The sequence below is a fragment of the Acidovorax sp. sif1233 genome, assembly GCF_019218755.1.
GTDB lineage: Bacteria > Pseudomonadota > Gammaproteobacteria > Burkholderiales > Burkholderiaceae_C > Acidovorax.
Genome location: NZ_JAHUWZ010000015.1, coordinates 19501 through 39104 on the forward strand (window position 1 = coordinate 19501; position 19604 = coordinate 39104).

Here is a 19604-nt window from a genome sequence, read left to right on the forward strand (position 1 = left end):
GGAAGGAAGTGGTCCGGTAGGGTGCGGCGCGGGCCCGGGGCCCCTGGCCAGAAAAAAAGAAGGCAGCTGCGGCGAAGATACCTGAAATACCTGCCATGCGGTGTCATGTATGGGGGCGCAGACTGCGGGCATGACTTTCATCGACCCCCACCCTGCAGGAGCCCGCATGCACGACACCGCCATGGCCACGCGCCACCCCTGCGCCCCGCCCACCGCCGACGAATGCGCCATCGTCGAGCTGCGCCAGTACACGCTGCACCCGGGGCAGCGCGACGTGCTGATCGAGCTGTTCGACCGCGAGTTCGTGGAGACCCAGGAGGCGCAGGGCCTGCGCGTGCTGGGCCAGTTCCGCGACCTGGACCGGCCCGACCTGTTCGTGTGGCTGCGCGGCTTCGGCAGCATGCAGGCGCGCCGCCAGGCGCTCGAAGCCTTCTACGGCGGGCCCACCTGGGCCGCGCACCGCGACGCCGCCAACGCCACCATGATCGACTCCGACAACGTGCTGCTGCTGCGCCCCGCCTGGCCCGGCGCGGCCGCCGCGCTGCCCCAGCACGCGCGCGCGGCGCCGGGCGCCAGCGGCGCGGCCCCCGGCGTGGTGGCGGCCACGGTGTTTCACCTGCGCGAGGCCGCCACGCCCGCGCTGCTGGACTTCTGCCGCCACCGCATGGCGCCCACGCTGCAACGCGGGGGGGCGCGCCAGGTGGCCTGGTACTGCACCGAGACCAGCCCCAACACCTTTCCCCGCCTGCCCGTGCGCGAGGGCGAACATGTGCTGCTGGGGCTGGCGCTGTTCGGCCGCGAGGCCGCGCTGGAGGCGTTCACCGGCAGCACCCCCTGGGCGCGGGGGGTGGCGCCGGGCCTTGCCCCCTGGCTGGCCCGCGAACCCGAGACCCTGCGCCTGCAGCCCACCGCCCGCTCCGCGCTGCACGCCTGACGCCCCCGCTTCACCGATGAAAGACCCCACCATGGCCACCCCGAACCTCATCACCATCCCCTCGCCCGCCGTGGCGCCCAGCGCCGCGCGCGACTTCGACTTCCTCATGGGCCCCTGGCGCATCCGCAACACGCGCCTGGTGCGGCGCCTGGCCGGCTGCACCGACTGGGAGGTGTTCGACGCCACCGGCACCGCCCGCCCCCTGCCCGCCGGCATCGGCAACTGCGACGACTTCACGCCCCTGGCCTGGAAGCCGGGCTTCGTGGGCATGACCCTGCGCGTGTTCAGCCCCGCCACGCAGCGCTGGAGCATCTACTGGCTCGACAACGCCACCGGCGGCCTGGACCCGGCCACGGGAATGCTGCAGCCCCCGGTGGTCGGCGGCTTCCAGGACGGAGTCGGCATCTTTGACGGCCAGGAGCTGTTCGAGGGCCGCCCGGTGCGGGTGCGCTTCGAGTGGTCACGGATGCACACCGGCGCGCCACGCTGGCAGCAGGCGTTTTCCGAGGACGGCGGCGCCACCTGGGAGGTGAACTGGGTGATGGAGTTCACGCGCCCGGTGTAGGCGCGCTCCGGCCGTTCTCAGCGCGCGGCCGACATCACCCCGGCCAGCCAGTCCACGAAGACGCGCACGCGCGGCGACAGCTGGCGGCTGTGCGGGTACAGCACCGACACCGGCATGGGCGCGGGGCGAAACGGCGCCAGCACCTCGCACAGGCTGCCATCGGCCAGCCGGGGCGCGATGTGGTAGCGCGGCACCTGGATCAGCCCCAGGCCCGCGGCGCAGCAGGCGTGGTACGCATCGGCATCGCTCACGGCCACGGGGCCCTTGAGCTGCACGCTTGTGGCCACGCCGTCCACGATAAAGTCAAAAGGCAGGGGCTTGCCCGTGCGCTGCGAGAGGAAGTTAACGGCCCGGTGCCCGCGCAGCGCCTCCACGGTGGCGGGCGTGCCGTGGCGCGCCAGGTACCCGCGGCTCGCGCAGGTCACCTGCTGCAGCAGTGCCACGCGCCGCGCCACCATGGTGGAGTCGCGCAGCTCGCCGCCGCGCAGCACGCAGTCCACGCCCTCGCGCACCAGGTCCACCAGCCGGTCGCCCATGCCGATCTCCAGTTCCACCTCGGGGTAGCGCGTGCAGAACTCGCCGATGCGCGGCAGCACGAAATGCCGGGCCAGCGTGCCCTGCAGGTCCACGCGCAGCTTGCCACGCGGCGCGCTCGCGGCGTGGCCGAATGCCGCCTCTGTTTCCTCCAGGTCGGCCAGCAGGCGCTGGCAGCGCTCGTAGTACGCCTGCCCGTCGGGCGTGGTGCTCACGTGGCGCGTGGTGCGCTGCAGGAGCCGCGTGCCCAGGCGCTTTTCCAGCGCCTGCACCGCCAGGGTCACGCTCGCGCGCGGCAGCTGCCGGTCTTCGGCCGCGCGGGTGAAGCTGCCCAGCTCGACGATGCGCGTGAAAAGCTGCATGGATTGAAAGCGGTCCATCGCGAAGGGCTCCCCGGTGGGTCTTGATTGTTGTGCCGCATTGAACAGTGAAGTCAATTCTAGGTATTTATCAATCTTCACAACAACAGAACAATACCGCTGCCACACGCCGCCACCGGGTGGCGTCCCTTCCCCACCGCACCAGGAGCCTTGCCATGCAGCCGCTGTCCACCACCCCTTCCTCCTACGCCCCTTCCTCCTCCTCTTCCCCTGAGTCCGCCCCCACGGGCCCGCGCACCGCGATCGTCACGGGCGCATCGCGCGGCATCGGCGCCGCCATTGCCCACCGGCTCGCGCGCGACGGTTTCCGCGTGGTGGTCAACTACGCCGGCCGCACCGAAGACGCCCAGGCCGTGGTGCAGGCGATCACGGCAGCGGGCGGAGCGGCCGTGGCGGTGCAGGCCGACGTGGCCGACAGCGGCGCCGCGCGCCAGCTTTTCGACGCCGCCGAGCAGGCCTTCGGCCGCGTGGACGTGCTGGTCAACAACGCGGGCGTGATGCCATCCACCCTGCCGCACCTGGCGCAGACGGACGACGCCACCTTCGACCGCGTGGTCGCCATCAACCTCAAGGGCACGTTCAACACCCTGCGCGAGGCCACGCACCGGCTGCAGCCCGGGGGGCGCATCGTCAACTTCTCGACCAGCCTGGTCGGCACGGCCCTGCCGGGCTATGCCGTGTACGCCGCCACCAAGAGCGCGGTGGAGACCCTGACCAGCGTGCTCGCCAAGGAACTGCGCGGCCGGAACATCACGGTGAACGCCATCGCGCCCGGCCCCACGGCCACCGCGCTGTTCCTGGACGGCAAGACGCCCGAGCTGATCGGGCGCCTGGCCCAGGCCAACCCCATGGAGCGCCTGGGCACGCCCGAGGACATCGCCAGCGCCGTGGCCTTCCTGGCCGGGCCGGACGGCGGGTGGATCAACGGGCAGACCCTGCGCGCCAACGGCGGCATGGTGTGACGGCGCGCTCCGCGCGGGCCCCGGCACCTACGCCGGCGCGTGGATCACCGGCGCGCCCCGCCCCAGCGGATCGAGCGCCACCGCCAGCCGCGGGGCATCCGCCAGATCGGGCCGGCCCGTGCCGCCCAGGTCTTCCAGCGCGGTGAACTGGCCGTCCAGGAAGAGGAAGCTCGTCGTGCGCGCGATGTGCGCCAGCGCCTCCCGCGCACCGGCGAACCCGCTGCCCGTGGCCTGGTCGCCGTCGAGCAGGTAGGCGTAGGTGCCGCCGTCTCCCTCCTGCGACAGGCGCCCCAGGTCCACGAGCTTGTGCCTGACGTTGCTGGCGTACACGCGGCCCTGCAGCGCATACAGCACGAAGCGCGCGCCCGCGGGCGCCGGGGAGGGCGAGGCGGTGGTGGTGTTGGTGGAAACAGGCATGCCGGGCTCCTCACGATGAACGGCGGCGGGCGGCCCACACGCCAAGGCCCAGGCCGACCACGCCCAGCACGGCCACCAGGCCCATGCCGTGGCGCCGCGCATCGCGCTGGCCGCCATCGATGGCGGTGCCGCGCGACGGTGCGAACAGGTTGCCGTCGCTGCGGGGCGCGGGCCGGGCGCCGCGCAGCGCACGCTCGGTCACCCAGCGCATCGCGGCGCCCAGGCGCTGCGGCGCCAGGGCATGGACCACGCGGCCCGGCGCCGCACCGGCGCCCAGCCAGGTCACGGCCCTGGGCCGGTCGGCCAGCGCGGCCACCGCCTGGGCGACCCGGCGCGGGTCCAGCAGCGGAATGCGGGGCTGGATGCTGCGGCCCGTGTAGTTGGCGCCGTGCGAGAGGCCCGGCGAATCGACGAAGGTGGGCGCCACGTCGCACACATGGACCCCCGGCAGGTCCGACACCTCGGCGCGCAGCGCCTCGGAGAGTCCGCGCAGTCCGAACTTGCTGGCCGTGTACGCGGCCGCATATGGCGACGGCAGCCAGCCGCCCACCGAAATCATGTTGATGAGCGTGCCCTGCCCGCGTTCGCGAAAGTGCCGCAGCGCCGCATGCGCGCCATGCAGGTGCCCGAGCAGGTTGGCCTCCAGCACGCGGCGGTGCGCGGCCAGGGGCGTCTGGTCGAACCGCCCCACCGCGCCCACGCCCACGCCGTTGACCCAGACGTCGATGTGGCCATGGTGGCGCAGCGCCGTATCGGCCAGCCGGGCCACGGCATCGGCGTCGGTCACATCGGTGGGCACGCCCAGCGCCGCCGCCGCGCCCGCGTTGCGGCAGGCCATGGCCACCGGGGCCAGCGTGTCGGGGTTGCGTGCGGCGAGCACCAGGCACGCGCCACGCCGCGCGAACGCGAGGGCGGTGGCGTGGCCGATGCCACTGGACGCGCCGGTGATGACCACCACCTGCGCCGGGGGCGGTGGCGGTGGCAGCGGCACGGTGGCGGCATCGGCCGGGGAAACGGGATCGGCCGGCGCGGCCGAAGGAGCGCCCGGGAGCGCGGCGGGGGAAGTGGGGGAGGAAGACACCATGGCAGAAGAAAAGCGCTTGCTGGAGGACTGGGGAATGGCTGGCCCACGGGCTGGCGGCAATGCGGCAAGCCTGTGCCAGTTGTAGATCGTCCGCCGGCCCGGCGCTGTAGGACGGCTGCCAGAAAGCCTTGCGGACAGGACAGCACCGGCCGCGGCGGGCGGGCCGGCGGATCCGAGCCCCCATGGCATCCAGCGCTGTCTCCGCAATGCCCCAATGCTATTCATTCAATAGCGAACGCAGCCGGTGGCCGCCCCTTCACGCCACGGCCGTCCCGGCAGCCTGGGGAAAGTCCGTCGACGCGGCCACGGCGCTCCACTGCGCGGTCTCGGCGGCCACCCGCGCATGCTGCTCGGCGATGGTGCGCAGCGTGTCGGAGCCCAGGGGCAGGCGCACCGGCGGCATGGGGCTGGCCACCAGCTGCAGCAGGGCGCGGGCCAGCCGCGCCGGGTCGCCGGGCTGCTGCAGGTTGATGCCGGGCACCGCCTGGCGCACCACGCCCGCGCTGGCCGCATAGTCCTCCAGCACGCGGGGCGAGACCGCCAGCGACGCGCCATCCAGGAACTCGGTGCGGAAGTACCCCGGCTGCACCGCCGTGGCATGGATGCCCAGCGGCGCGAGCTCGGCGTGCAGCGCCTCGGTGATGCCCTCCACCGCGAACTTGGTGGAGCAGTACAGGCCAAAGCCGGCACTCGAGCGCACGCCCCCCAGGGAGGAAATGTTGATCACGTGCCCCGCGCGGCGCGCCCGCATGGCCGGCAGCACCGCGCGCGTGACGTTCAGCAGGCCGAACACGTTGGTGTCGTACAGGCGGCGCACCTCGTCGGCGGTGGCCTCCTCCACCGCCCCCATCAGGCCGTAGCCCGCGTTGTTGACCAGCACGTCGATGCGGCCGAAACGCGCGAGCGCGGCCTGGACGGCGTGCTGCGCCTGGGCCTCGTCGGTCACGTCCAGCGCCAGGGGCAGCAGCGCGCCCCCGCCGCCCAGGCGCTGGCCGACGGCTGCGACATCGCGCGCGGTGGCGACCACGGCATCGCCCTGGGCGAGGGCCGCTTCGGCGATGCGCGCGCCCAGGCCGCGCGAGGCGCCGGTGATCATCCAGACGCGGGAGGGTGAAACGGTGGTGGGGGTGGTCGTGTCGGCAAAAGCCATGGCGAATCCTTCGGGGGTTCAGGGGTGGTGGATGGGCTGGGTGGGCGCCTTGGCGGGCCCACGGGGGTGAACTGTAGGGAGCCCATTGACATCGGACTAGCCCATAATTCATGGATACATTCACAAGCGGCGCTTGCCAATCCACTCCCCAACCCCACCATGGCCATCAACGAACTGCGCGCCATCGCCAACTTCGTGAAGGCGGCCGAACTGGGCAGCCTGCGCCAGGCCGCCGCCACGCAGGGCATCACGCCCCAGGCCTCCAGCCAGCTGCTGGTGCAGCTCGAGGCGCACCTGGGCGTGCGGCTGTTTCACCGCACCACCCGCAGCCTGAGCCTCACCGAAGAGGGGCGCCAGTTCCTCGCGTCGGCGCAGCCCGGCCTGGCCACGCTGCAGCACGCCGTGCAGGGCGCACGGCGCGGCCGGGAAGAGATGGCGGGGCCGCTGCGCATCGTGGCGCCGCGCTCCATCCTGCTGGAGGTGCTCTGGCCGGTGCTCGACGCGTTCTGCCGCCGCCACCCCCGGGTGGAGCCGGACGTGCAGCTCGACGACCGCATCGGCAACTGGGTGGAAGACCGCGTGGACGTGGGCTTTCGCTCGGGCTATCCGCCCGAGGGCGGCGTGGTGGCGCGGCGGCTGCTGGCGCTGCAGCTCATCGTGTGCGCCGCGCCGTCCTACATCGCACGACACGGCGCGCCCGCCAGCATCGACGCGCTGGCAGCCCACACCTGCAGCGGCTTTCGGCACCCGTCCACGGGCAAGCCGATGCCGTGGGAATTCAAGGTGGGGGACGACATCGTCTCGCACGCCATCCCCGCCGCGTTCTGCACCAACGACATCGAGGTGGAAACCCGCGCCGTGCTGGGCGGGCACGCCATCGGCCAGCTGGTGGGCCCCACGGCCGCGCCGCTGGTGCGCAGCGGGCAGCTGGTGCCCCTGCTCACGCAGCACGTGGCCGAGCACCTGGGCCTGTACGTGTACTACGGCAGCCGCACCGCGCTGCCCGCCCGCGCGCGCGCCTTCATCGACCTGGCGGTGGAGATGGTGGCGAACAACCCCGCCCATGCGCTGACGCCGCAGGAGCTGGCGGCATCCCCCGGCCGCAAGGCCCGGCCGCGCAGGGCCAAGGGCTGAGAAAGAGAAACCGCCCCGGGCTCGCCCGCGCCGCGGCTCAGGCCGCGAAGCCGCCGTCGATGAGCAGGCTGGCCCCGGTCACCATGCCCGACTCGGGCCCGGCCAGGTAGGCCACCATGCCCGCGATCTCGTCGGGGTGCGCGTGGCGGCCGAGCGCCATCAGGCCGTGCATGCTGCCGGCCAGAGGGCCGTCGGCGGGGTTCATGTCGGTGTTGACGGGACCGGGCTGCACGTTGTTCACGGTGATGCCGCGCGGCCCCAGGTCGCGCGCCAGCCCTTTCGTGAGGCCCACGATGGCGGCCTTGCTCATCGCATAGACGCTGAACCCGGCCCATGGCACGCGGTCGGAATTGGTGCTGCCGATGGTGATGACGCGGCCGTAGGCGCCGCCTTGGCCCATGTGGCGCGCGGCGGCCTGCGTGGCCACGAACACGGCGCGCACGTTCACGTCGAGGGTGTGGTCGAAGTCCGCCAGCGCGAAGCTGTCCAGCTCGCCCGCCACCGCCACGCCGGCGTTGTTGACGAGGATGTCCAGGCGGCCCAGCGTGCGCGCCGCGCCGTCGATGGCCTGCGCGAGCGCCTGCGCATCCGCGCTGTCGGCCCGCAACGCCAGGGCCTTGCCGCCGTCCGCCTCGATGGCGGCCACCAGCGCCTGGGCGGGGGCTTCGGAGCTGCTGTACGTGAAGGCCACGGCCGCGCCATCGCGTGCCAGGCGCCGCACGATGGCCGCGCCAATGCCGCGCGCGCCACCGGTGACGAAGGCGGCCTTGCCGGCCAGCACGCGTGAAGCAGCGGCGGGCCCGGGGGCGGGGAGTGTGGTGTGGGGCACGGAAGACATGGTGTTTCTCCAGAAAAAGTGATGGTGAAGAGGAAGCGGTTCGTGGCAGAACCGGGAACACCTGCAGTGTCGGAAAACCATTGCACGGGCGGTAGCCATGAATGGGCTGGATCTATTTCAACCAGCAGTTGAAAATGTGGGCCATGCAGCCCCTGAGCCATCTCGAGTCCTTCGTCCATTCCGCCGAGTGCGGCAGCTTCTCGGCCGCCGCGCGGCAGATGGGCCTCACGCCGGCCGCCGTGAGCAAGAACGTGGCGCGCCTGGAGGCCAGCCTGGGCGTGCGGCTGTTCCAGCGCAGCACGCGGCGCCTCACGCTCACCGAGGGCGGGCAGCGCCTGCTCGCGCAGATCGGCCCGCCGCTGACGGCGCTGGCCGATGCGGTGGACCACGCGGCCGAGGCCGAGCAGCAGCCCGCGGGCACGCTCAAGGTGAGCATGGGCCAGGCCTTTGGCCGGGCCTACCTGGTGCCGCTGCTCACCGAGTTCTTGCAGCGCTACCCCGCCATCCAGCCCGACTGGCGCTTCGAGAACCGCCAGGTCGACCTGATCGGCGAGGGCTTTGACGCGGGCATCGGCGGCGGCCTGAACCTGAACCCCGACATGGTGGCGCGCACGCTGGGCCCGATCCACCTGGTGGTGGTGGGCTCGCCCGCGCTGCTCAAGGGCTGCAAGGCACCGCGCCACCCGGCGGACCTGGCGCGGTGGGACGGCATCGCGCGCCGCGCCATCCGCACGGGGCGCATCCCGGTCATCACGCTGCGCAACAGGGCGGGCGAGGCCGCCGCGGCCGAGTTCCGCCCGCGCGCCGTGTTCGACGACCCCGAAGCCATGTGCCAGGCCGCGCTGATGGGCCTGGGCCTGGCCGTGCTGCCCATGCCGTTCGCGCAGCCCTGGCTGGCCAACGGCGGCCTGGTGCGCGTGCTGCCCGGCTGGTGGGCAGACGCCGGCCCCACCTCGCTCTACTACCCCAGCAAGAAGCTGCTGCCCGCGCGCACCCGGGTGTTCGTGGATTTCGTGGTGGAGCAGTTCGCGCAGCGCGGCTTCGCGCAGCGGGTGCGCGGAGACTGACCCGCAGCGCCCGCGCGCAGGAGGCCGTGGCCCACCGGGCATGGCCGCGTGGGAAGCGCTGCTGGCATCATGGCGCCTGTCCGCCGACACGGCGCCCTCCGGCCACCCGCCCAACCGCATGACCGCTTCCATCACCCCCGCCCCTTCCATGCCTTCCAGGGCCGCGCCGCTGCACATCGGCATCGTGGGCTGCTCCGCCGAGGGCGCGGCGCTGTGCTACCGCACCATCTGCACCGAAGGTGCCGCGATCCTGGGCCAGGCCCATGCGCACCCCGAGGTGTCGATGCATACCCCCTCGCTGGCCGCCTATGTCGACTGCCTGGAGCGGGGCGACCTGCAGGGCGTGGCCGACCTCATGCTGGCATCGGCCCGCACGCTGGCACGCGCGGGCGCGGACTTCCTGGTCTGCCCGGACAACACCATCCACCAGGCCTTCGACCGCGTGGCCCCCCACTCGCCGCTGCCCTGGCTGCACATCGCCGAGGTGGTGGCCGCCGAGGCGGCGGCGCGGGGCCACCGGCGGCTGGCGCTGACGGGCACGCGCTGGCTGGTGGACAGCAACGTCTATCCCGACAAGCTGGCCGCCCAGGGCCTGGCCTGCGTGCGCCCCACCGAGGCCGAGCGCACCGAGATCGGCCGCATCATCATGGACGAGCTGGTGCCCGGCGTGGTGCGGCCCGAGGCGGTGGCCACGTTCCAGCGCGTGATCGCGCGCATGCAGCGCGAAGAGGGCTGCGATGCCGTGGTGCTGGGCTGCACCGAGATTCCGCTCATCATCAGCGACGCGAATTCCGCGCTGCCCACGCTCGACTCCACGCGGCTGCTCGCGCGCGCGGCGCTGCGCAGGGCCGTGGGCAGCGGCGGCAGGGCCTGAGCGCAGGCGCGCGGCACTGCGCCCCGCCGCGCCGCCTTTGTTCTTTGGCCGGCGCAAAGGTTGCGGCGCCTACACTGCGCGCACCGTCCGTTCTTCGCCCGAAGGAGCCCGCATGCGCCCCCGCTGGACCCGCCGTTCGACCTGCATCGCCCTGGCCCTGCCCGCCTGCCTGGCCGCTGGCGCCGCGCTGGCCCAGCCGGCACCCGCCGGCGCCTGGCGCGAAGCCCCGGCCCCCGGCGAGCAGGCACTGGATGCCGCCGCCTTCCAGGGGCCCGATGCCGCGCTGGCCCGCGAGTTCACCGACGTGCAGAGCGCCGTGGTGGTGCTGGACGGGCGCGTGGTGTACTCGTTCTACCGCGACGGCGACGCCGAGAAGCTGCGCGACACGCAGTCCGCGTCCAAAAGCGCGCTGTCGGTGCTGCTGGGCACGGCCCTCGCGCAGGGCCGCATCGCCAGCGTGGACCAGCGCGTGGTGGACCTGGTGCCCGAGTGGGCCGGGGCCCACAGCGACCCGCGCGCGGCCGCCATCACGCTGCGGCACCTGCTCACGCTGACGGCGGGCTTCGCGGTCCGCGACGCCATCGGCACCGCCGCGCCGCTGCGCCCGCGCGATGCCTGGGCACGCCCGCTGGCCAGCGACCCGGGCCAGGCCTTCGCCTACGACAACTCGGTCGTGCCGCTGCTCGTCGCCGTGCTGGAGAAAGCCACGGGCATGCCCCTGGCCGACTACGCGCGCCAGCAGCTGGTGGGCCCCCTGGGCTTCGCCGAGCCGTCCTACCGGCAGGGCCTGCACCTGCGCACGCTCGACATGGCCAAGCTGGGCCAGCTCTACCTGCGGCATGGGCGGTGGAACGGCCAGCCGCTGGTGCCCGAGGCGTTCGCCGATGCGTCGGTGAAGGCGCAGAACGCGGGCGGCCCGCCGGTGGGCCTGTCGTACGGCTACCTGTGGTGGGTGGTGCCGTCGCCAGCGCCGCGCCCGACCTTCCTGGCCAGCGGCTACGGCGGCCAGTTCATCTGGGTGTATCCGCCCCTGGACCTGGTGGTGGCCACCACCTCCACCGTGTCGCCGGACAGCCACCGGCGCGGCCATGCGCTGCAGTGGATCCGCACGCAGGCGTTCGCGGCGGCCCAGCAGCGCGCGCAGGGCGCGCCGCGCTGACCCGCGAAAGCCGCCCAGGGAATTTCAGGCAAAAAGGCCTTCAGCGCTTATCCATTCAGCGCTGATAGCTATATTTTTAATAGCAAATGTAGGCAAATGCGGACGACGGCGCTCAAGGCTGCGGCTTGTTCACGAAGGCCACCACCAGCCCCCGGGCCGTCACGGTGATGGGCCCCGGCCGCAGGCCCAGGCCGTCGAACACGGCCGTGTCCTGCGGGCGCAACTGGTGCAGCACCACCTCGCGCAGCGACTGTTCGGCGAGCACCGGGCCGTAGGCGTTGAGCATCTCGTTCACGGCCGGCTTGAGGCTCGGGAAATCCAGGCGCCCCAGCCGGATCTGGTGGGCACGCACCGTGCGGTCGCCGGCCTCGTAGCGCAGCGCGAATTCCACATCGAACGTGCCCGCATGGCTGCGGCGCAGCGCCGGGCCCGCGACCTCCACGGCCATGGTGGCTCCCAGCCGGTTGGCCTCGGGCAGCAGGCGCAGGCGCGGCGCCTGCACGCCCAGGTCCACCAGCCCCTGCACCGGCACGCTGCGCGGAAACTTCTGCGCCACGGCCTCCTGCAGCTGCCCGAGCGGCACGGTGTAGCTGGGCTGGGCCCGGGCGGCGCGCAGTCCGGCCAGGGCGGAGGCCCCCCCGGCCAGGCCCCGCAGCGCGGTGCCCAGGAATCTTCTGCGGTGCACCATGCGTGCGCTCCTTTGCTGCGGTGATGGTGGTGGTGGTGGGATCGGCCCCGGGCGGCGCGGGCCCGCAATAATCGGCGCCATGACGCCCCCGCCCGTGCACCATTGCCAGGTTTTTGCCTCGCCCTGGCAAGGTGTGTACTGCACACGCGCCGAAAGTTCCCGCCGCTACGGCAAGCACTGGCACGCAGTCTACGGGCTGGGCCTGCTGGACGAGGGCGCGCAAAGCTCGGCCAGCGGGCGCGGGCCGGTGGATGCCTATGCGGGCGACCTCATCACCACCAACCCGGGCGAGGTGCACGACGGGCAGCCGCTGGGCAGCGCATCGCGCCGCTGGCGCATGGTGTACATCGAACCGGCGGTGCTGCAGGCCCTGGCCGACGACGAGGGCGCCGTGGCGGGGCAGGCCGGCATCGCGCTCACGCGCCCCGTGATCCAGGACGCCGCCCTGGCCCGCGCGCTCCACACCCTGGTCGCGCGCATCGCCCTGTGGAATGTGGTGCAGCCGCCGGCGCCGCCCACCGCAGCGATGGCCGGCGCCGTGGACCGCCTGGCCTGCGAGGAATCGCTGGCCCAGACCTGCGCCCTGCTGCTGCAGCGCCACGCCAGCACGCCCCCGGCAACTGCCCCGCGCACCGCCCACGCCGCGCCCGCGCTCGGGCAGGTGCGCGACTGGCTGGCCGACGCGCCCCTGGCGCCCCCCACGCTCGCGCAGATGGCCGCCTTCGCCGGGCTCAGCCGCTACCAGCTGCTGCGGCGTTTCGCCGGCACCTACGGGCTGCCGCCGCACGCCTGGCTGCTGCAGCAGCGCGCCGAGCGCAGCCGCCACCTGATCGGCCAGGGCGTGGGCCTGGCCGATGCGGCGGCGGCCAGCGGCTTCGCCGACCAGAGCCACATGACGCGCATGTTCACGCGGCAGTTCGGCTTCACGCCGGGCGCGTGGCAGAAGGCCCGGCGCGGCCCGGCGGCGCAATAACGTTCAAGACGCGCCGCGCCAGACGCCGCAGACTGGCCGCTGATTCACCACTTCGGCAGGGTTTCCGGTCATGTCAGATTCATTCAAGGGCCAGCTGCTGTGCAGCCTGGCGATGGTGCTCGTGGGCAGCACGGTGGTGGCCAGCAAGGTCATCGGCCAGGACATCGAACCTTTTCTCGCCACCGTGCTGCGGCACGCGCTGGCGCTGCCCGTGTTCTTTGCGCTGATGCGCTGGCGCGGCCAGCGGCTGCCGCGCGTGGGCCGGCGCGACGCGGTGCTGCTCACGGTGCAGGCGGCCGCAGGGAGCGTGGGGTACTCGGTGCTGCTCATCCTGGGCGTCACGCTGTCGAGCGCATCGGACGCGGGCATCGTGGCGGGCACGCTGCCTGCCGCGGCCGCGCTGCTCTCGGCCGTGGTGCTGGGCGAGCGGCCCGCGCCGCGCCTGGTGCTGGCCATCGGGCTGGCCACGCTGGGCGTGATGGCCGTGGCTTTCTCGCCCGGCGGCGGCGGGGCCAGCCCCGCGCGGCTGGCGGGCATCGCGCTGGTGCTGGCCGCCGTGGCCTGCGAGGCGGTCTTCATCCTGGCCCACAAGCGCCTGGCGCGGCCGGTGCCCGCGCTGGCGCTGTCCACCCTCATGTCGGCGGGCGGCCTGCTGCTGTCGGCCCTGCCCGCCGCCTGGCTGGCGTGGCGCGCCGCCACCCCCCTGGCCTTCGGCGCGCCCGCGCTGGCGGGCGTGCTGTACTACGCGTGGGTGCCCACGGTGGGCGGCTTTCTGCTGTGGTACGCCGGCAGCGCGCGCACCAGCGGCGTGCGCGCCTCGCTGGCCACGGTGTGGCTGCCCGTGTCGGCCCTGGTGCTGTCGGTGCTGCTGCTCGGCGAGTCCGTGCGCCCCTGGCAATGGGCGGGCCTGGCCTGCGTGCTGCTGGCCATGGTGCTGGCGGCCAGGGGCGCCCCGGAGCGGGCGACGGCGCGCGGGGAACGGGCCACCCTGCGCGCCTAGCGCCCCACCACCGACCAGCCGGCCTGCTGGTTGGTCTTGTCGTTCTCGTACTCCCACGCGGTTCCGCAGCGGTCGCACACGTAGCGGGTGATGGTGACGGAGCCGTGGTCGCGGTCTTCCTTGCGATTGCCCCGCTGCACCAGTTCGGCATGGCCCGGCGCCTTGCGCCAGTTGCGCTGGATGCCCTGGCAGGGCTCGCACAGCGCCATGGGTTTGAGTTCGTTCTGTCGCGCCAGGTCTTTGGTCATGGGGGGGCAGCCTTGGGGGCCGTGGTGTCGGGGTGGGATTGCATGCTGCGGGGCGGCTACTGTAAGCCACCCGCGCACGCCCGGGCGAAACACGGCGCCCGAACCACTCCCCGCCACAGGCTCGGCAGCGCGCCGGCGCTGGATGGACCGGCACAGCAAGCTATCAAAACAAGAGCTTAATGCGGCCCCAGCAGCTTGGCCATGCGCGCATTGCGCAGCACCACGCCCTGCCGCTCGGCGTGCTGGCGTGCCAGGACCTCGAAGCCGCTGGCGGCGAAGAAGGACTCGGCGGCCAGGCTCACATCGGCATGCAGCCGCGCGATGCCGCGCCGCGCCGCCTGCGCGTGGATGTGCGCCATGAGCGCGCGGGCCACGCCCTGGCCGGCCCAGTCGGGCGCGACGAAGAACTGGTCGATGTACCCCGTGGGCTGCAGGTCGGCAAACCCCGCGATGGCGTTGCCGTCCGCGGCCTGGGCGACGAAGGGCTGGTTGGCCCGCATGCGGGCGGCCCACTGCGCGGCGTCGTGCTGCGGAGGTGCCCAGGCCGCGAGCTGCCCGGGGGTGTAGTGCCTCGCGGCCAGGCCGTGCACCGACGCGTGGAAGACGGCGTGCAGCAGGGCTTCATCGCCGGGGCGAAAGTCGCGGATGAGGATCTCGGGCAGGGGCATGGGCGTGAAGGCGGACGGGACGGCGGGCGGCACGCGGGGTGGCGGCGCACGGGGAGCAGAGGGAGGAAAAGCGCGCGATTGTGCCGCACGCCGGGGGCGCTGCGGCCCGACGGGACGCACCGGCGCTGCCTCGGGCTGCGGGGACGTAGGCCGTGGCGCACGGAAGCCCGGAATCACCCGCCGCGACGCCCTCCCCGGCGCCCCGATAGCATTGCCCGCATGCCCCGCGCCCCTTCGCCCGCCCTGCACCTGTCCGCAACACCCCCGCCCGGCCCGCCGCTCATGCGGGCCGCCATCGATTTCGCGGCCCCCGCGCACGAGGTGGCGCGGCGCCTGATCGGCGTGACGCTGCTCGTGGACGGCGTGGGCGGCCGCATCGTGGAGACCGAGGCCTACGACCAGTCGGACCCGGCATCGCACACCTTTGGCGGGCCCACCGCGCGCAACGCCGCCATGTTCGGGCCACCGGGCTGCGCGTACGTGTACCGCTCGTACGGCCTGCACTGGTGCATCAACACCGTGTGCCGCGAGGCCGGGCACGGCGCCGGCGTGCTGCTGCGCGCGCTGGAGCCCACCCACGGCATCGGCACCATGCAGGCGCGGCGCGGGCTGGAGGACGTGCATCTGCTGTGCGCGGGCCCCGGGCGCCTGGCCCAGGCGCTGGGCATCGATGCCAGCTTCAACGGACGGCCGCTGCACCTGCCGCCATTCGCGCTGCTGGAGCCCGATGCGGCCGGCGCCCCCGGCTGCCACCCCGTCGGCGTGGTGGCCGGCCCGCGCATCGGCATTTCCAAGGCGGTCGATGTGCCGTGGCGCTTCGGGCTTCGCGGGTCGCGCTACCTGAGCCGCGCGTTTGCCGCTCCGGCGGGCGCTGGCGGGCACGGCCGCCGCTGAAAGGACGCCTCAGCCCGCGGCCATGCGCAGCCTGCGCGCCGCGTCCTCGGCCCGCGCATCGTCGATCTCGCGCAGCACCGCCTGCATGTCCACGTCGGCATGGTCCGGCGCGTAGCGGCCCGTGAGCGGCGTGGCGTTGTCGAGCAGGCCGCTCTGGAACAGGCTCCAGATCTCGGGGCCGTACTGGGTGCTGCGCAGCTCGGGCGCGAACTGGCCGAAGAAGTCGCGCAGGTTGGCCACGTCGCGCAGCAGCATGCGCTGGGCATGGTTGTTGCCGGCGGCGTCCACCGCCTGGGGCAGGTCGATGATGACGGGGCCATCGTGGCCGCCTTCGCCGCCTTCGCCATCAGCGCCGGGCAGGTGCGCCAGCAGGATGTTGAACTCCGACAGGTCGCCGTGCACGACGCCCGCGCACAGCATGCGCACCACCTCGGCCACCAGCGTGGCGTGGTGGGTGCGCGCGTCCTCGGGCGTGAAGCTCACGTCGTTCAGGCGCGGCGCGGCGTCGCCGTGGGCGTCGGTCACCAGCTCCATCAGCAGCACGCCGTCGTGAAAGTTGTAGGGCTGCGGCACGCGCACGCCCGCGGCGGCCAGGCGGTACAGCGCATCGACCTCGGCGCTTTGCCAGGCGGCCTCCTGCTCCTGCCGGCCGAACTTGCTGCCCTTGGCCATGGCGCGGGCCGAGCGCGAGTTCTTGACCTTGCGGTTCTCGGTGTAGTCCACCGCCTGGCGGAAGCTGCGGTTGTTGGCCTCTTTGTAGATCTTGGCGCAGCGGGTGTCGTCCCCGCAACGCACCACGTAGACCATGGCCTCCTTGCCGCTCATGAGCTGCCGGACCACGGTGTCGATCAGGCCTTCCTCGATGAGGGACTGGAGTCTGGGGGGTGCTTTCATCGGGCCTGTGCGCTAGAGGGGAAGCGGACCATTGTCGCCGCATGGCCGGTGCGCGGCCTTGGCGGGTGGAAGCGGGCGCGGCGGGCGCCACGTGCTGAACGACAATCCGGCGGCTGCCCGCCCGTGGGCACGCCATCCCTTCCCCGCCGCGCCCAGCTCCCCGGAGACTTTCCCCATGCCCTTCGCCATTGCGCCCCCAGCCGCTGCCCTGCGCGCCGTCTTGCTCGGGTGCCTGCTGGCCTGTGGGTGCGCCGGGGCCGCGCAGCCGGCGGCGGCGGCCGGGTTCCGCCCGGGCGCGTACGCCGATGCGCTCGGCGGCCCGGCGGTGGTGTGCGTGACCTCGGAGCACATGGCCCGCCTCACGGCCGCCGCCTGGAAACTCGCCCTGCAGCAGCGCGGCGTGGACTGCACGCTCAGCGAGTCCGCCCGGCCGATGCCCGGCCACGAAACCTGGGCGGCCAGCTGCACGGGCCCGGCCCTGGGCGCCAGCGCCCCGCACCGCTACCGGTTCACGGTGCACGCCGACGGCGACCAGCTCGTCATCGACAGCAGCATGGCGGCTTCCGCGGGTCCGCAGATGATGATGACGAAGAAGGCCTTTGCCGGCAGGTACCAGGGGGCGTGCGCGCCCGGCCACCCGCCCCTGGACGTGGAGGCCTACCTGGACGGCATGCACGGCAGCGAAGGCACGCCCGCGCAGGCAGGCGCCCGCAAGGCGGTGGCCCTGGACCTCATCCGCTGCGGCCATGTGTTCAACGGGCTGTCGCTCGGCGTGGCGAAACCCCGGCAGGAAGGCATGCGCGCAGCAGCGGCGGCGATGATCGCGGCCGCCGTGGAGCTGCACCCCGGAGAGGGCGGCTTCCACCTGGAAGCGCTCAGGCAATCCGCGCCCGAGGTGTCCGCCGAGCTGGTGGGGGCGCCCGCGGAGAAGAAGTTTGCGCTGTACCAGTCGTGCAGCCCGTACCTGGAGCCGGAGGGTGTCGCGCGGGCCGTGCAAGGCCGCATGGCGGCGGACGCGGCCGCACGCTAGGCCCGTGGTACGCGATGCGCGGCTACAGCGCCCCCGCGTCCCGGGCGCGAAGCGCGGCCAGCCGCTGGTGCACCGCGTCGCCCGCATCCACGGGCCGCTGGTGCTTGGCCTCGAGGTAGTGGGTGGTGAACACGTCCAGGTACGCCTCCAGCGCCTGCGCGGCATGCGCCTCGCCCGCCAGCTCCAGGCACAGGGCGCCGACCTCGGACGTGCAGAAATGGTCCCTGCGGGTGGACCGGCGCAGGTGGTAGCGCGAGAGCTGCTCGGGCTGCAGGCTGAGCACGGGCAGGAGGTCGAGGTACGGGCTCTTGCGGAACATCTTGCGGGCCTCGGGCCAAGTGGCGTCGAGCAGCACGAACAGCGGGCGCTTGCCTTCTGGCATGGCCACCTGCGTGACCACGCGCCCGGGCGCCACGAACTCGCCGGGGAACACCACATACGGCTGCCACTGCGGGTCGGACAGCAGCGCCAGCAGGCCGGGGTGCACCTCGGTGCGGGCCCAGCCAAAGGCAAATGTGTCGGGCACCACGTCGGCGATCAGCCAGCCCGTGTTGCTGGGCTTGAGCGGTTCGATGTCGGCCATCAGCAGGCACATGCCCGCGCGCGTGGGCAGCACGGGCCGCAGCGCGCAGATGCAGTGGCTGGGCACCAGGCGGCAGCCCGCGCAGCGCTCGCCCCTGGGGCCGCCCCGGGCCAGGAAGGGCTTGGCGCTGCGCGCCAGGCGCTCGGCGCGCAGGCGCGCCACCGCGTGCGGCGCGGCGGGGTTCGCGGGGGAATGCGTCACTGCCCGCCCGCCTGTTCCAGGGCAAACAGCGGCACCTGGGCCTGGCGGCTCAGCCACACGCCGCCGCCCAGTTCGATCGCGCCCTCCTGCAGGCCGCGCCGGTACAGCTCGGCGCGGTGGCGGAACAGGCGCGGATCGGTCAGGTCCTCGTCGATGATGTCGCGCTCGTAGTCCTCGCGCGAGACGGCCTCCACGTACAGCGCGCCGCGGCTCAGGCGCCCCAGGTTGTGCAGCGCGGCCTTCAGGTCCGGCGGGCTCAGGTAGGGCAGCACGCCCTGGCAGATGACGAGGTCGAACGGCTCGCCGGCCGCGTAGTCCACCACCGAGCCCTGCTGCCATCCGAAGCGCTCGCACAGGTAGGCGCTGAACTCCACGCCCTGGTAGGTGGCCAGCGGGAAATGCCGCGCCACGATGTCCTTCCACAGCCCGATGCCGCAGCCCACGTCCAGCACGCGCTGCACCGGCACGCGCAGGTACTTGAGGTAGCTGCACACGAACGTGCCCAGGCGCTCGACATGGTCCGGGTCCACCACGCTGGTCTTCTTGTCGAAGTAGTAGCGCTGGTAGTAGGCCTCGTCGAAGGTGGTGGCGCTGGCGGATTTCAATGGGGGTCCTTGTGTCTAGGCCGTGGGGGCCCCCGCGGCGGCCGGGGGCGTGAAGCGGGCGAGTATCCCCCACCCGGCCGCGCACAGCCCTGGCGCACGGCTGCGTGTAGGCTGTCGCCATGGATTCGCTGATCACCGCCGCCGCACGCGCGCTGGCCGCCGGGGACCCGCTGGGCGCGCTCAAGCGCGTGGCGCTGCGCGACGACCCGCCCGCGCTGGCCCTGCGCGGCATCGCCATGGCCCAGCTGGGTGAGCTGGCCCGCGCGCGCGACCTGCTGCGGCAGGCGGGCCGCGCGTTTGGCGCCCACGAGGCCCGGGCCCGCGCGCGCTGCGCGGTGGCCGAGGCCGAGGTGGCGCTGGCCCTGCGCGACCTGGGCGGCCAGGGCCAGGCACTGCTGGCGGCGGCCGACACGCTGCAGGCCCATGGCGACGCGATCAACGCCCTGCAGGCCCGGCTGGTGGCGGCCCGCAGGCTGATTCTGCTGGGGCGGCTGGCGCAGGCCTCCGCCGCACTCGCAGCCATCCAGGCGGCGGGCATGCCGGCCCAGCTGCCCGCGCCGCTGGCCGCCGTGGCCGCGCTCACGGCCGCAGAGCTGGCCCTGCGCGCCTTGCACATCGACGCCGCAGACGCCGCGCTGCAGCGTGCCGCCGAGGCGGCCGGCCACGCCGGGGTGCCCGCCCTGGTGGCCGAGGTGGCCCACGCCCGCACGCTGCTCCAGCAG

22 protein-coding genes and 1 pseudogene are annotated in these 19604 nt (G+C 73.4%); 12 read left to right on the forward strand and 11 right to left on the reverse strand.

What is annotated here, in order from left to right:
• The first annotated feature begins 130 nt into the window (after positions 1 to 130).
• Together KW843_RS26400 and KW843_RS26405 are read left to right on the forward strand one after the other, a co-directional pair.
• Positions 131 to 934 carry an NIPSNAP family protein gene (locus KW843_RS26400; protein WP_255594963.1) on the forward strand — a complete coding sequence of 268 codons (804 nt, stop codon included), beginning with the start codon at positions 131 to 133 and terminating at the stop codon, positions 932 to 934.
• 31 nt (positions 935 to 965) lie between these two features.
• The gene (locus KW843_RS26405) at positions 966 to 1499 is read left to right on the forward strand and encodes a hypothetical protein (RefSeq protein WP_218298073.1); all 534 of its coding nucleotides are present in this window, start codon (positions 966 to 968) and stop codon (positions 1497 to 1499) included.
• A gap of 17 nt (positions 1500 to 1516) precedes the next feature.
• Here KW843_RS26405 and KW843_RS26410 read toward each other — a convergent pair whose 3' ends face one another.
• Positions 1517 to 2413 (reverse strand): LysR family transcriptional regulator, encoded by an 897-nt coding sequence (locus KW843_RS26410; protein ID WP_218298074.1) that lies wholly within the window; start codon positions 2411 to 2413, stop codon positions 1517 to 1519.
• A gap of 155 nt (positions 2414 to 2568) precedes the next feature.
• Between KW843_RS26410 and KW843_RS26415 the strand changes: the two genes are divergently transcribed.
• Positions 2569 to 3375 carry an SDR family oxidoreductase gene (locus KW843_RS26415; protein ID WP_255594964.1) on the forward strand — a complete coding sequence of 269 codons (807 nt, stop codon included), beginning with the start codon at positions 2569 to 2571 and terminating at the stop codon, positions 3373 to 3375.
• 27 nt (positions 3376 to 3402) lie between these two features.
• Here the strand turns inward: KW843_RS26415 and KW843_RS26420 are convergent, their stop codons facing one another.
• From KW843_RS26420 to KW843_RS26430, 3 genes are all read right to left on the reverse strand, one after another.
• Positions 3403 to 3792 carry a hypothetical protein gene (locus KW843_RS26420; protein WP_218298075.1) on the reverse strand — a complete coding sequence of 130 codons (390 nt, stop codon included), beginning with the start codon at positions 3790 to 3792 and terminating at the stop codon, positions 3403 to 3405.
• Between the two features lie 10 nt (positions 3793 to 3802).
• On the reverse strand, positions 3803 to 4876 hold the full coding sequence (locus KW843_RS26425; protein WP_218298076.1) for an SDR family oxidoreductase: 1074 nt from the start codon (positions 4874 to 4876) through the stop codon (positions 3803 to 3805).
• A 256-nt stretch (positions 4877 to 5132) separates the two neighbouring features.
• Positions 5133 to 6026, reverse strand: coding sequence for an oxidoreductase (locus KW843_RS26430; RefSeq protein ID WP_255594965.1), 894 nt, complete (start codon positions 6024 to 6026; stop codon positions 5133 to 5135).
• 159 nt (positions 6027 to 6185) lie between these two features.
• Here KW843_RS26430 and KW843_RS26435 point away from each other — a divergent pair, with 159 nt between their 5' ends.
• On the forward strand, positions 6186 to 7160 hold the full coding sequence (locus tag KW843_RS26435) for a LysR family transcriptional regulator (RefSeq protein ID WP_218298077.1): 975 nt from the start codon (positions 6186 to 6188) through the stop codon (positions 7158 to 7160).
• A gap of 37 nt (positions 7161 to 7197) precedes the next feature.
• On the opposite strand, the gene KW843_RS26440 is transcribed toward KW843_RS26435, so the two are convergent.
• Positions 7198 to 7998, reverse strand: coding sequence for an SDR family oxidoreductase (locus tag KW843_RS26440; RefSeq protein WP_218298078.1), 801 nt, complete (start codon positions 7996 to 7998; stop codon positions 7198 to 7200).
• A 143-nt stretch (positions 7999 to 8141) separates the two neighbouring features.
• On the opposite strand from KW843_RS26440, the gene KW843_RS26445 reads away from it, so the two are divergent.
• The 3 genes from KW843_RS26445 (at position 8142) to KW843_RS26455 (ending at position 11098) form a co-directional block, all read left to right on the forward strand.
• Entirely contained in the window at positions 8142 to 9065 is a 924-nt protein-coding gene (locus KW843_RS26445) for a LysR family transcriptional regulator (protein WP_218298093.1), read from the forward strand.
• Between the two features lie 118 nt (positions 9066 to 9183).
• Positions 9184 to 9939 carry an aspartate/glutamate racemase family protein gene (locus tag KW843_RS26450; protein ID WP_255594966.1) on the forward strand — a complete coding sequence of 252 codons (756 nt, stop codon included), beginning with the start codon at positions 9184 to 9186 and terminating at the stop codon, positions 9937 to 9939.
• Between the two features lie 112 nt (positions 9940 to 10051).
• Complete coding sequence (locus KW843_RS26455; protein ID WP_218298079.1) at positions 10052 to 11098, forward strand: serine hydrolase; 1047 nt, start codon at positions 10052 to 10054, stop codon at positions 11096 to 11098.
• Positions 11099 to 11210: 112 nt separating this feature from the next.
• On the opposite strand, the gene KW843_RS26460 is transcribed toward KW843_RS26455, so the two are convergent.
• Positions 11211 to 11786, reverse strand: a complete 576-nt coding sequence (locus KW843_RS26460; RefSeq protein WP_218298080.1) for a DUF1439 domain-containing protein — start codon at positions 11784 to 11786, stop codon at positions 11211 to 11213.
• 79 nt (positions 11787 to 11865) lie between these two features.
• Between KW843_RS26460 and KW843_RS26465 the strand changes: the two genes are divergently transcribed.
• Positions 11866 to 12759, forward strand: coding sequence for an AraC family transcriptional regulator (locus tag KW843_RS26465; protein ID WP_218298081.1), 894 nt, complete (start codon positions 11866 to 11868; stop codon positions 12757 to 12759).
• 70 nt (positions 12760 to 12829) lie between these two features.
• On the forward strand, positions 12830 to 13759 hold the full coding sequence (locus KW843_RS26470) for a DMT family transporter (RefSeq protein ID WP_218298082.1): 930 nt from the start codon (positions 12830 to 12832) through the stop codon (positions 13757 to 13759).
• Here KW843_RS26470 and KW843_RS26475 read toward each other — a convergent pair.
• Positions 13756 to 14007, reverse strand: a complete 252-nt coding sequence (locus KW843_RS26475) for a hypothetical protein (RefSeq protein WP_218298083.1) — start codon at positions 14005 to 14007, stop codon at positions 13756 to 13758. The genes KW843_RS26470 and KW843_RS26475 overlap by 4 nt on opposite strands.
• A 176-nt stretch (positions 14008 to 14183) precedes the next feature.
• A complete protein-coding gene (locus KW843_RS26480; protein WP_218298095.1) occupies positions 14184 to 14675 on the reverse strand; it encodes a GNAT family N-acetyltransferase in 492 nt (163 codons plus the stop codon).
• Positions 14676 to 14894: 219 nt separating this feature from the next.
• Between KW843_RS26480 and KW843_RS26485 the strand changes: the two genes are divergently transcribed.
• Positions 14895 to 15569 (forward strand): DNA-3-methyladenine glycosylase, encoded by a 675-nt coding sequence (locus KW843_RS26485; RefSeq protein ID WP_218298084.1) that lies wholly within the window; start codon positions 14895 to 14897, stop codon positions 15567 to 15569.
• A 9-nt stretch (positions 15570 to 15578) separates the two neighbouring features.
• On the opposite strand, the gene KW843_RS26490 is transcribed toward KW843_RS26485, so the two are convergent.
• A complete protein-coding gene (locus tag KW843_RS26490) occupies positions 15579 to 16463 on the reverse strand; it encodes a PA4780 family RIO1-like protein kinase (RefSeq protein ID WP_218298085.1) in 885 nt (294 codons plus the stop codon).
• 175 nt (positions 16464 to 16638) lie between these two features.
• On the opposite strand from KW843_RS26490, the gene KW843_RS26495 reads away from it, so the two are divergent.
• Positions 16639 to 17493 carry a hypothetical protein gene (locus KW843_RS26495; protein ID WP_218298086.1) on the forward strand — a complete coding sequence of 285 codons (855 nt, stop codon included), beginning with the start codon at positions 16639 to 16641 and terminating at the stop codon, positions 17491 to 17493.
• Positions 17494 to 17515: 22 nt separating this feature from the next.
• Here the strand turns inward: KW843_RS26495 and KW843_RS26500 are convergent, their stop codons facing one another.
• Positions 17516 to 18277 (reverse strand): tRNA-uridine aminocarboxypropyltransferase, encoded by a 762-nt coding sequence (locus KW843_RS26500; protein WP_218298087.1) that lies wholly within the window; start codon positions 18275 to 18277, stop codon positions 17516 to 17518.
• Positions 18274 to 18882 (reverse strand): trans-aconitate 2-methyltransferase, encoded by a 609-nt coding sequence (locus KW843_RS26505; protein ID WP_218298088.1) that lies wholly within the window; start codon positions 18880 to 18882, stop codon positions 18274 to 18276. Before KW843_RS26505 ends, KW843_RS26500 begins: the two co-directional genes overlap by 4 nt.
• A 119-nt stretch (positions 18883 to 19001) precedes the next feature.
• Here KW843_RS26505 and KW843_RS26510 point away from each other — a divergent pair.
• Positions 19002 to 19604, forward strand: a pseudogene (locus KW843_RS26510) (helix-turn-helix domain-containing protein); the annotation flags it as partial.